Source organism: Streptomyces sp. NRRL WC-3605 (assembly GCF_001509795.1).
Lineage (GTDB): Bacteria > Actinomycetota > Actinomycetes > Streptomycetales > Streptomycetaceae > Streptomyces > Streptomyces viridochromogenes.
In genome coordinates this window covers 1-11,724 of sequence record NZ_LLZN01000066.1, presented here as the reverse complement: position 1 = coordinate 11,724, position 11,724 = coordinate 1, and the positions used below count along the sequence as shown (strand labels likewise).

The window sequence follows — 11,724 nt, the reverse complement described above, 5'->3', positions numbered from 1 at the left end:
TCGTCACTCACTCCCCGTACGTGCCGAGTATCAGGACGGCGTTGTTGCCGGCGAAGGCGCTGGAGTTGTTCTGCACGATCCGTACGTCCGCCTCCACGGCCCGGTTGGGCACGACGTCGAGGGGGCAGTCCGGGTCGGTCTCGCGGTGGTTGATGGTGGGCGGGATGAAGCCCTCCTCGAGGGCGATGCCGCAGGCGATCGCGCCGAGCGCGCTGGCGGCGCCCATGGAGTGGCCGAGCATCGACTTCACGGCGACGGTGCGCGGCGGGCTGTCGCCGTACACGTCGACGATGGCGGCCGACTCGGTCTTGTCGTTGGCCTTGGTGCCGGTGCCGTGCGCGGAGATGAAGTCGACGTCCTCCCGCTGCACGCCGGCGTCGTCGAGGGCGAGGCGGATGCCGCGCGCGATGCCGTCGCGGTTGGGCGCGGTGGGGTGGGCGGCGTCGCAGCTGAGGCCGTAGCCGAGGACCTCCGCGTGGATGCGGGCTCCGCGGGCGAGCGCGGACTCCAGGCTCTCCAGGACGAGGATGCCGGCGCCCTCGCCGGTGAGGATGCCCTGGCGGTCCTTGTCGAAGGGCCGCACCACGTCCGGGGTGAGCGCGCCGAACCGCTTGAACAGGGCGAACGCCTTGCGGCACACGGCGTCGGCGCCGCCGCACAGCGCGAGGTCGACCTCGCCGGTGCGGATCGCGTCCAGGCCGTAGCCGATGGAGTAGTTCCCGGCGGCGCAGGCGGTGGTGACGGTGGTGGCCTCCACGTTCGGCATGCGCAGTTCGCGGGCGATGACGGTGGACAGGCGGCCCGCGTTGACGCGGCGGGACAGCACCGGGTCCATCGCCTCGGGGTCGCCGGCGGCGAGCTCCTGCTCCAGCAGCAGCGCGATGTCGTGGGACTCGCCGTCGGTGGTGCCGACGGTGACGACGGCGGGCCGCTCGCCGAGGTCGGCCTCGGTGAGCCCGGCGTCCTCGACGGCCATCCGCGCGGCGGCGACCGCGTACTGGCCGGCGCGGCCCATGTCGTCCAGGGGGACGTTGCGGATCCACCGCCCGGGCTCGAAGTCGGGGACCTCGCAGGCGGTGTTCTGGCCGAAGCCCTCGGTGTCGAACCGGGTGATGGGCCGTGCGCCGGAGCGGCCGGCCCGCAGCCCCGCCGTGTACTCCTCGACACCCGTGCCGATGCTGGAGATCACCCCGAAGCCGGTGAGGACGACCCGGCGGCGTGCTGGTGCGGTGGACATGGGACTCCTTCGGAGGGACGGACGCTCGGGACGGGGGGTGCCGGTCACCAGCCGGCGGCCGCCGCGGTCACCTGGTAGGTGGCCTCGACGTTCACCATCCTGGGGAGTTCGTTCATGTCGATGACGATGGAGTACTCCATCTCCAGGGCGCTGAGGACGTCGATGAGCTTCAGCGAGTCGGCGCCGAGTTCGTCGATGAACAGGGCCGTGTCGGAAAGCGTGCCGAGGTCGACGTCGATGTTCTCGGCGATGATTTCCCGGATACGGCTGAGGCGTTCGGGAGCGACCGTCGTCATTGCTGATTCCTCCGTTTATGACGGTTGAGTTCTGCTGTCGCGGAAAAACGTAGTGAGCGCCGGTGACTGCGCGCTGACGTCCAACTGATGGACCGCTGACGGGCGTTGCCGGGTCAGCGTCCGACGGCCCGCCGGAAGCCCCGGACGCTGCCCAGCACGGCCACGACCAGCAGCGCGGTCAGCGTGATGGCGGTGACGGTCCCGGGGTGCTGGGCGGGGAACCCGGTCCCGGCGGCGCCCGCGGGGTCGTTGCCCCACAGCCGCCGGCAGGTGGTGATGACGCTCGTCACCGGATTCCATTCGGCGACCGGGCGCAGCCAGCCGGGCAGTCCGCCCACGGACACGTAGGCGTTGGACAGGAAACTGAACACGACGAGGACGAGGGCGCCGGTGCCGTCGATGGCCTCGACGTTCTTCTGGGTCGTGCCGAGCAGAATTCCCACCCAGAGCATCACGTAGACGAAGGCGAGCAGGACGGCGAATCCGGCGGCGGTGCGCAGGGCGCCCTCGTGCGGGCGCCAGCCGACGGCGAGGCCGGCCAGGGACACGGCGGTGAGGCTGACGGCGCCGACGAACAGGTCGGACAGGGTGCGTCCGACGAGTACGGACGCCGGGGAGATCGGCAGGGAGCGGAAACGGTCGACCAGGCCGTGCCGCAGGTCGAGGGCGACGCCGATCGCGGTGGGGCCGACGCTGGTCAGGCCGACCTGGATGGCGATGCCGGCCATGATGAAGTCCTCGTAGGCCACGTGACCGGGGACCTGCATGGAGTTGCGGAACAGGTAGCCGACGGCGATCAGCATGACCAGCGGGTTCATCGTGACGAGGATCAGCCGGCCGGGTGAGCGCCGCAGATGGGTGAGGTGCCGGCCGGCCAGCGCCAGGGTGTCCCCCAAGTGCCCGGTGAGGGCGCCCCCGGAGCGCGCGGGGCGGGTCGTCGTGGCCGTGGCCGTCACTGGGTCTCCTCTTTCCGGCCGGTGCCCGTGAGGTCGAAGAAGACGTCGTCGAGCGTGGGCCTGCGCAGTTCGAAGTCGGCGAGGGGCACGCCCTTCTCGCGCAGGGCGAGCGCGGCGCGGGCCACCTCGTCCAGGCCGTCCGGGCCGAGCTGCACCGACACCCGGCGGGCGCCCTCGTCGACGGCCGGGGGCCGGCCGCCGAGCCCGGACAGGGCGGCCACCGCGTCGCCCAGGTTCTCCGGGCGGGCCACGGTGACCTCCAGGAACTCGCTGCCGACCTGCCGTTTGAGGGACTGCGGGGTGCCCTCGGCGATGACGCGTCCGGCGTCGATCACGGCGATCCGGTCGGCGAGTTCGTCGGCCTCCTCCAGATACTGGGTGGTCAGCAGGATGGTCACCCCGCCGGCGACGAGGTCGCGGACGATGTCCCACAGCACGGCCCGGCTGGTGGGGTCGAGGCCGGTGGTGGGTTCGTCGAGGAACAGCACCTCGGGCTCGCCGATGACACAGGTGGCGAGGTCGAGGCGGCGGCGCATCCCGCCGGAGTAGGTGCCGACGGGCCGGTCGGCGGCCTCGGTGAGCTCGAAGCGTTCGAGCAGTTCGGTGGCGCGCCGGGCGGCGCCGCGCCGTCCGAACCGTAGGAGCCTGGCGAGCAGCACGATGTTCTCGCGTCCGGTGAGCAGTTCGTCGACGGCCGCGTACTGGCCGGCCAGGCCGATGCGCCGGCGCACCTCGCGGCTGTCCCGGACGACGTCGTGCCCGGCGACCGTGGCCCGGCCGGCGGACGGCTGGACGAGGGTGGCGAGGATGCGCACGGTGGTCGTCTTGCCGGCGCCGTTGGGCCCGAGGACACCGAGGACGGTGCCGGCCGGCACCGACAGGTCGATGCCGTGCAGCGCCGTGTGGGAGCGGTACGTCTTGCCGAGGCCCTCGGCGAGGATGGCGATGTCGGACGAGGACACGCTCAGCCCGCCTGCCGCTGGAGGCTGAGCGGACGCATGTCGGTCCAGTTGCTCTCCACGTGGGCGACGGCGGTGGCCCGGTCGGTCGCGTCGAGCACGACCCGCCAGCCGTCGGGCACGGCCGCGAAGGACGGCCACAGGGAGTGCTGCCCCTCGTCGTTGACGAGGACGAGGAAGGTGCCGTCTTCGTTGTCGAAGGGGTTGGCCATGGGGTTCTCCTGATCTGTGCGGAAGGGTCGGACGTTCGGGTGTCCGCGTCAGCGGGCGGCCGCGAGGGCGGCGAGGTCGTGTTCGACGTGACGGCCGATGACGGCCGCCGGGCCCGGGGCGAGCATCCGCTGGTGGCCGCAGTCGACGTCGTACGTCGTCGGGGCGGCCGCGAGGTGCGGCTCCCAGCGTTTGGCCCGCAGGGCGCGTTCCTCCCCGGTGACGCCCTCGGCGGCGAGGAAGAGCGTCATCGGGCAGCCGTCGAACCGGCCGGGGGTGAAGCGCCGGAACAGGTCGAGGTGGTTGCGCATGACGCGGAGCAGCCGCTCCAGGGTGGCCGCGCCGAGCCCGGCGAGCGGGCCGCCGAGCCGGTCGAGGTGGGCGGCGACGGCGGCCGGGGTGAGGGTGTCGAGCCCCGCGGTGCCGACGCCCGCCTCGGTGAGGAAGTCGGCGAGGAACTCCTCGTCGGTGGGCGTGGCGCCGTCCGCGTCGCCGGGGAAGGCGTCCAGGTTGGCCAGGTAGGCCACGTCCTGCCCGGCGGCGCGCAGCCGGACCGCCATCTCGTGGGCGACGACTCCGCCGTAGGACCAGCCGAGCAGGTGGTACGGCCCCTCCGGCTGGACGGCGCGGATCCGCCGCACGTAGTCGTCGGCGACCTCGCCGAGGTCCCGGGGCAGCGGCTCCCCGGCGGTGAGGCCGCGGGCCTGGAGGGCGTACACGGGCCGGGCTGGGTCGAGGTGTTCGGCGAGCGCGGCGAAGGGGATGCCGAAGCCGAGGCCGCCGTGGACGCAGAACAGCGGGGGCAGGATGCCGGCGGGCCGGATGGGCAGCATCGGGCCGAGTGGGTCGACGTCCTCGCCCGCCACGGCGGCGGAGGCCGCGAGCGACTCCAGGGTCCGGTGTTCGAAGACCGCGGCGAGGCTGATCCGCAGTCCGGCCCGGGCGGCGGCGTTGACCAGCAGGATCGCCTTGAGGCTGTCGCCGCCGAGGGTAAAGAACCCGTCGTCGGGGCCGGCCGGTCCGGTGCCGAGCACCTCGGCGACGGCCGTGCACAGGATGCGTTCCGCGTCGGTGCGCGGCGGCCGTACGGTCCGGTCGGCGGGGGCGGTTGCGGCGGCGGGCAGGGCGCGGACGTCGAGCTTGCCGTTCGGGGTGAGCGGCAGGTCCGGCAGCGTGACGTAGGCCGCGGGCACCATGTAGCCGGGCAGGGAGCGGGCCAGGTGGGCGCGCAGGTCGGAGGCGTCGGGCGCGGAGCGGCCGGGCGCGGGGACGACGTAGGCGACGAGCCGGCGCTGCCCGCCGGGTCCGGCGGGGGCGAGGACGGCGGCCCGTGCGACGGCCGGGTGGCCGGTCAGATGGCGTTCGATCTCGCCGGGTTCGATGCGGAAGCCGCGGATCTTCACCTGCTGGTCGGCGCGGCCCACGTAGTCGATCCGGCCGCGTGCGTCCCAGCGCACCAGGTCGCCGGTGCGGTACATCCGCTGCCCGGGCGCGCCGAACGGGCAGGCGACGAACCGTTCCGCGCTCGCGCCGGGCCGGCCGAGATAGCCGAGCGCCAGACCCGGCCCCGCCAGGTACAGCTCGCCGACCACACCGCGCGGCACCGGCCGCAGCGCCTCGTCCAGGACATGGGCGTGGGTGTCGCCGATGGGCAGTCCGATGGGCACGCCGGCCGGGGCGTCGGCCGCCTCGGCGCAGTCCTGGAGGGTGGCGAAGGTGGTGGCCTCGGTGGGCCCGTACACGTTGTACACGCGGGTGCCGGGCAGGGCGGCGCGCAGCCGGTCGAGGTGGTCGCGGGAGTGCGCCTCGCCACCGGTCAGCAGCACCCGCAGCGGGGCGAGCGCGTCGGGCCGGGTGTCGGCGACGGCGTTGACGAACTGGGTGGTGAGGAAGGCCACGCTCACCCCGGCCAGCCGGCAGAAGTCGCCCAGCGTTCCGGGGTCGGCGGGGCCCGGCGGGCAGATCGCGAGCCGGGCGCCGTGGGCGAGCGGCGCCCAGATCTCGAAGGTGGACGCGTCGAACGCGACCGGCGCGAAGTACAGGAAGGTGTCGCCGTCGGTGAGGGCGAGTTCGGGCAGCCCCTGGACGAGCCGTACGGCGGCGCGGTGCGTGACGGCGACGCCCTTCGGGCGTCCGGTGGAGCCGGACGTGTAGATGACGTAGAGGAGGTCGTCCGGGCGGGGCGGGGCGGTGTCCGGCGGGGTGACCGGGAGGTGGGCGAGGGTGCCCCGCACGTCGGGGGCGTCCAGGACGACGACGTCGGCGGGGCAGCCGGCCGTGGCGTCCGCCAGCGTCTCCTCAGTGAGCAGCAGCCGGGCCCCGCTGTCGGCCAGCATGCCGTGCGTCCGCTCCACCGGGTGGGCGGGGTCGAGCGGCAGGTACGCCGCCCCGGTCCTGGCGATGGCCAGCAGGGCCGTGACGGTGGCCGGCCCCCGCTCCAGGCGCAGCGCCACGAGGTCGCCGCGGCCGACGCCGCGTCCGGCGAGCAGGTGGGCGAGGCGGTTGGCGGCCGCGTCCAGGCCGGCGTACGTGGTCTCGGCGCGGCGGCCGTCGGCGCCGGTGTGGACGAGGGCGACGGCGTCCGGTGCGGCGGCGGCGCGGCGGGCCACGAGTTCGGTGACGGTGGTCCGGTCGGTGCCGGTGTGGCGGGTGCCCCGCTCCAGCAGGTAGGCGCCCTCGGCCGGGTCGAGGACGTCGAGCCGGGACAGCGGTGCGTCGGGGTCGGCCAGCGCCGAGCCCAGCAGCCGCAGGCAGGCGTCGGCGATCCGCCGGGCGGTGGCCGGTTCGAAGAGGTCGGTGCGGTACTCCAGCGCGAGGGACAGGCCGTCGGCGCCCTCCTCGGTGAACTGGAGGAACAGGTCCCATTTCGCGGTGGACCCGGGCACCTCCCGGGGCCGTACGGTCAGGCCGCCGCTGGTGCCGCCTCGGGGCAGTTCCGCGTCCTGCTGGACGCCCAGCATGACCTGGAACAGGGGGTGCCGGGACATCGACCGTTCCGGGTTGAGCGTCTCGACGAGTTTCTCGAACGGCACGTCCTGGTGGTGGTACGCGGACAGGGTGAACTCGCGGACCCTGGCGACCAGTCCGTGGAAGTCCGGGTCGCCGCCGGTGTCGGTGCGCAGCACGAGCGTGTTGACGAACATGCCGACGACGTCGTCGAGTTGTTCGTCGGAGCGTCCCGCCACCGGGGTGCCGAGCGGGATGTCGGTGCCCGCGCCGAGCCGGGTCAGCAGGGCGGCGAGCGCGGCCTGCAGGACCATGAAGACGCTGGCGCCGGACCGCGCGGCGAACGCGCGCAGCGCGCGGACGAGTTCCTGCGGGGCGTCGGCGCGGACCAGACCGCCGTGGTGCCCGGCGCGGGTGCCGCGCGGGAAGTCGTAGGGCAGCGGGAGTTCCTCGGGGAGCCCGTCGAGGGCCTTCGTCCAGTGCGCGAGCTGGCGGCCCAGCTCGCTGCCGGGGTCGTGCTCGTCGCCGAGGACCTCGCGCTGCCACAGCGTGTAGTCCGCGTACTGCACGGGCAGCGGGCGCGGGGCGGGGGCGCGGCCGGCGCGGCGCGCCTCGTAGGCGGTAGTGAGGTCGCGGGTGAGGGGTGCGAGGGACCAGCGGTCGCCCGCGATGTGGTGCAGGACGAGCAGCAGGACGTGTTCGCCGGGGCCGGCCGCGAACAGGCGGGCCCGCAGCGGGATCTCCCGCTCCAGGTCGAAGCCGCGGCCCGCCTCGGCGGCCAGCGCGGCGTCCAGGCCCGCCTCGTCGACGGCGGTCACCGGCAGTGGGACGGGGGCGTCGGCCGGTGCGAGCACTCGCTGCTCGGCCGGGCCGACGCCCCCGGTGGGGCCGGCACCGGGAACGGGGGAGGCCCCGGTGCCGGCCGGCTCGGTGGAGGCGGACGACGGCAGGGCGCGGGCCGGGAACACCGTCCGCAGCGCCTCGTGCCGGGCGACGACGTCACCGAGCGCCGCCTCCAGCGCCGGTACGTCCAGGGGGCCGCTCAGCCGGACGGCCAGCGGGATGGTGTAGAGGCCGCCCGGGGCGCCGAGCCGCTCGATGAACCACAGCCGCTGCTGGGCGTACGACAGGGGCAGGGTGGCGGGGCGGGGGCGTGCGGTGAGCGGGGGTCTGCCGGGTGCGGCGGCGGGCAGGCGGGCGGCGAGCGCGGCGGCCGTCGGGGCCTCGAACAGGTCGCGCAGGCCCAGGTCGGCGCCGAGTTCGGCGCGGACCCGGTTGACGACGCGGGTCGCGAGCAGCGAGTGCCCGCCGAGCGCGAAGAAGTCGTCGTCCACACCGACGCGTTCGAGGCCGAGCACATCGGCGAGGACCGCGCACAGCGTTTCCTCGGCGGGGGTGCGCGGGGCGCGGTCGGAGGTGGCGTAGGTCGGGGCGGGCAGGGCGCGGCGGTCGAGCTTGCCGTTGGCGGTCAGGGGCAGCGCGGGGACCCGGACGACGGCGGCGGGGACCATGTATTCGGGCAGCCGTGAGGCGGCGAAGTCCCTGATGGATGCCGTCAGTTCACGGTCGCGGAAGTCGTCGTCGGTGACGACGTACGCGACCAGCCGCTGGTCCCCGGGGCGGTCCTCGCGGGCGACGACGGCCGCCTCGGCGACACGCGGGTGCCCGCCGAGGACGGTCGCGATCTCGCCGAGCTCGATGCGGAAGCCGCGCAGCTGCACCTGCTGGTCGGCGCGGCCCAGGTAGACGAGGGTGCCGTCGTCCCGCCACCGGGCCAGGTCGCCGGTGCGGTACATGCGCGCGCCGGGCGGCCCGAACGGGCAGGCCACGAACCGGTCGGCGGTCAGCCCGGGGCGCCCCAGATAGCCGCGCGCGAGACCCGGACCGGCCACGTACAGCTCGCCGGGCACTCCGGCCGGCACGGGCCGCAGCGCGCCGTCCAGGACGTACACCCGCAGGTCGGGGATGCCGCGCCCGATGACGCTGCCCCCGCCGGCGGCGGCCGTCGCGGCGTCCAGTTCCTGGTGGGAGACGTGGACCGTCGTCTCGGTGATGCCGTACATGTTGACCAGGCGCGGGGCGTCGTCGGCGTGCCGCGCGTACCAGTCGGCGAGTCGGCCGAGGTCGAGGGCCTCACCGCCGAACACCACGTGCCGCAGGGACAGTTCGTCCCGCGCGTCGGCGTCCGCGCGCATCAGCTGGTAGAAGGCGGACGGGGTCTGGTTGAGGACGGTGACCCGTTCGCGGGCGAGCAGGTCCCGGAAGGCGTCGGGCGAGCGGGACACGTCGTGCGGGACGACGACCAGGCGTCCGCCGTACAGCAGGGCGCCCCACAGTTCCCACACGGTGAAGTCGAAGGCGATGGAGTGGAACAGCGTCCACACGTCGTCCGGTCCGAAGCCGAACCAGGCGTCGGTGGAGTCGAGCAGCCGGACGACGTTCTGGTGCGGCACCACCACGCCCTTGGGGCGGCCGGTGGAGCCGGAGGTGTAGATGACGTAGGCCGCGTGGCCGGGGGTGACGGCGGTCCGGGGAGCGGTGTCCGGCTGGGCGGCGAGCTCGGCGCCGGTCGCGGCCGTGTCGAGGTCGAGGCGGGCGGTGCCGGGGCCGATGGGCAGGTCGGTGCCGGTGCGGGTCAGCAGGATGACGGGGCGGGCGTCGCGCAGGGTGTGGGCGACGCGGTCGGCCGGGTGGGCGGGCTCCAGCGGCAGGTAGGCGGCGCCCGCCTTCAGTACGGCCAGGACGGCGACGACGAGGTCGGCGCCGCGCGGCAGCGACACCGCCACGAAGGTCTCCGGCCCGGCGCCCCGGGCGGCGAGGAGGTGCGCGAGCCGGTTGGCGCGGCGGTCCAGCTCCCGGTAGGTGAGGTGGTCGGCGCCGGCGGTGACCGCCACCGCGTCGGGGGTGCGGGCGGCCTGCGCGGCGAACAGCTCCGGGACGGTCGCTCGACGTGCGGTGTCCGGGCCGGACGCGGGGTTGCCGCTCCACTCGGTGAGGACGCGCCGCTCGTCCTCGGGCGCGAGTCCGCCGAGGCCGGCGAGGAGGACGTCCGGGTTCTGGGCGACCTGGCGCAGGACGCGCACGAGCCGGCCGAGCACCTTCGCGCCGCCCGGCACGGACGGCCGGTACGCCAGCTGGAGTTCCAGCCGCTCCCCCGGTACGACGGTGAGGTGGAGGGGGTAGTGGGTGGCGGCGTGCACCCGGGCCGCGCTCACGGTGCCGCCGGTCTCCCGGCGCAGCCCCTCCTCGTCCAGCGGGTAGCTCTGGAAGGCGAGCACGGTGTCGAAGAGGTCGCCCTGGACGCCGCTCGCGGACTGCACCTCGGCGAGCGGCAGATGCTCGTGCGGCATCATCTCCAGCTGCTGCCGGGCCAGTTCCTCGAACAGCTCGCTCGCCCGCCGCCACGGCCGTACGTCGGCCCGCACCGGCAGGGTGTTGGCGAACAGCCCGATCATCGACTCGACTCCGGGCACCTCGGCGGGCCGCCCGGAGGTGACGGCGCCGAGAACCACGTCGTCGCGTCCGGTGAGCCGGCCCAGCAGCACCGCCCAGCAGCCCTGCACCACGGAGTTGAGGGTCAGCCCGCGTCCGCGCGCCCACGCCGTGAGGGCGGCGGTGTCCTCCTGGGACAGCCGGGCCTGGTCCGTCTCGGGGAGCCCGGTGTCCGCGCCGTCCGCGTCCGGGGCGACCCGCACGGGTCCGTCGAGCCCTTCCAGCAGCCCCGCCCAGGCCGTACGGGCCGCGGCACGGTCGCGGGTGCCGAGCCAGCCGAGGAAGGACCGGTAGGCCGGGGGCTCGGGCAGGGAGGCCGCGCCCCGCTCGTCGGCGAGGAGCGTCAGCTCGCGCACCGCGAGCGGCAGGGACCAGCCGTCGACGAGGATGTGGTGCACGGACCACACCAGCCGGCAGCGGTGCGCGCCGAGCCGCAGCAGGGCGAACCGCATCAGGGGCGGGCGGGCCGGGTCGATGCGCCGCAGCCGGTCCTCGCGCGCGATCCGGGCCGCCTCCGCCTCCCGCTCCTCCTCGGGCAGGTCCGCGAGGTCGTGGACGGACCACGGCGGGCGTACCTCGTCCTCGTGCGGGACGACCTGCACCGGCTCGCCGTTCCTACGGTTGCGGAAGCAGGCCCGCAGGTTCGGGTGGCGGCGCAGCAGGGCGGTGGACGCGGCGCGCAGCCGGCGCTCCACGTCCCCCGGGTCGCCGTCGATGTCCGCGACGAACTGGAGCGTGTACAGGTCCGGGCCGGTGCGGTCGTAGGAGGACAGGAAGAGCAGGCCCTGCTGGAGCGGGGAGAGCGGGAGGACCTCGCTGATCCTGGTCCTGGTTCTCGGCTCGGTCACGACAGATCCTCACTCAGCTCGAATTCGAGGTCGGCCAGTTCGTCGTCGGTCAGGGAGATCAGCTCGCCCTCGGGCTCGGGCGCCGCCGGCGCGGCCTCGGCTTCCGCGGCGGCGCGGGCGAGCGCGGCGGCCGTGCGGTGCGTGAAGACGTCCCGGGTGGTGAGGGCGAGCCCGGCGGTACGGGCGCGGCTGACGACCTGGATGGACCGGATGCTGTCGCCGCCGAGCGCGAAGAAGTCCTCGTCGACGCCGACGGCCGGCGTCCCGAGCACCTCGGCGAGGATGCCGCAGAGGATCTCCTCGCGCTCGTCGCGCGGGCCCCGTGTGGGCTGCGCGTCGTCCGCGTGCTCGGGCCGGGGCAGGGCCTTGCGGTCGAGCTTGCCGTTCGCGGTGAGCGGCATGGCGTCCAGGACGAGCCAGGTGGACGGGATCATGTAGGCGGGCAGCACCCGGGCCAGCTCGTCCCGTACGGCGTCGGGGGTGACGGCCGGTCCGGTCAGATAGCCGACCAGGCGCGGGTTGCCCGAGGCGTCGGGGACGACGGCCACGGCCGCGTCGGCGACCTGGTCGAGCCCTCGGACGGTGGCCTCGATCTCGCCCAGTTCGACGCGGCGTCCGCGGATCTTGACCTGGTGGTCCCGGCGCTCGATGAACTCCAGCTGCCCGTCCCCACGCTGCACCACCCGGTCACCCGTGCGGTACATCCGCGCACCCGAACCCGCGAACGGATCCGCGATGAAGGTCGTGGACGTCCGGCCCGGATCGTCCAGATAGCCGCGC

The 11,724-nt window shown here is 74.8% G+C and carries 7 protein-coding genes; all 7 read right to left on the bottom strand.

The window, feature by feature from the left end; all coding sequences use genetic code 11:
- Nucleotides 1-7 precede the first annotated feature (7 nt).
- Complete coding sequence (locus ADL34_RS21790; RefSeq protein WP_062668539.1) at nt 8-1,237, bottom strand: beta-ketoacyl-[acyl-carrier-protein] synthase family protein; 1,230 nt, start codon at nt 1,235-1,237, stop codon at nt 8-10.
- Nucleotides 1,238-1,281: 44 nt separating this feature from the next.
- Nucleotides 1,282-1,533, bottom strand: a complete 252-nt coding sequence (locus ADL34_RS21785) for an acyl carrier protein (RefSeq protein WP_062668540.1) — start codon at nt 1,531-1,533, stop codon at nt 1,282-1,284.
- Nucleotides 1,534-1,646: 113 nt separating this feature from the next.
- Nucleotides 1,647-2,489 carry an ABC transporter permease gene (locus ADL34_RS21780; RefSeq protein ID WP_062668541.1) on the bottom strand — a complete coding sequence of 281 codons (843 nt, stop codon included), beginning with the start codon at nt 2,487-2,489 and terminating at the stop codon, nt 1,647-1,649.
- Complete coding sequence (locus ADL34_RS21775; RefSeq protein WP_062668542.1) at nt 2,486-3,451, bottom strand: ATP-binding cassette domain-containing protein; 966 nt, start codon at nt 3,449-3,451, stop codon at nt 2,486-2,488. Before ADL34_RS21775 ends, ADL34_RS21780 begins: the two co-directional genes overlap by 4 nt.
- Nucleotides 3,452-3,453: 2 nt before the next feature.
- The gene (locus tag ADL34_RS21770; protein WP_062668543.1) at nt 3,454-3,660 is read right to left on the bottom strand and encodes an MbtH family protein; all 207 of its coding nucleotides are present in this window, start codon (nt 3,658-3,660) and stop codon (nt 3,454-3,456) included.
- 48 nt (nt 3,661-3,708) lie between these two features.
- On the bottom strand, nt 3,709-10,944 hold the full coding sequence (locus tag ADL34_RS37055) for an amino acid adenylation domain-containing protein (protein ID WP_062668544.1): 7,236 nt from the start codon (nt 10,942-10,944) through the stop codon (nt 3,709-3,711).
- Nucleotides 10,941-11,724: phosphopantetheine-binding protein (locus ADL34_RS21760; RefSeq protein WP_159038967.1), on the bottom strand; the 784-nt coding region annotated here is incomplete at its 5' end. The genes ADL34_RS37055 and ADL34_RS21760, both read right to left, overlap by 4 nt.

Excerpts from the sequence above, each read along its gene's own strand:
- ADL34_RS21790 (WP_062668539.1), bottom strand. The coding sequence starts at position 1,237 with ATGTCCACCGCACCAGCACGCCGCCGGGTCGTCCTCACCGGCTTCGGG.
- ADL34_RS21785 (WP_062668540.1), bottom strand. The coding sequence starts at position 1,533 with ATGACGACGGTCGCTCCCGAACGCCTCAGCCGTATCCGGGAAATCATC.
- ADL34_RS21770 (WP_062668543.1), bottom strand. The coding sequence starts at position 3,660 with ATGGCCAACCCCTTCGACAACGAAGACGGCACCTTCCTCGTCCTCGTC.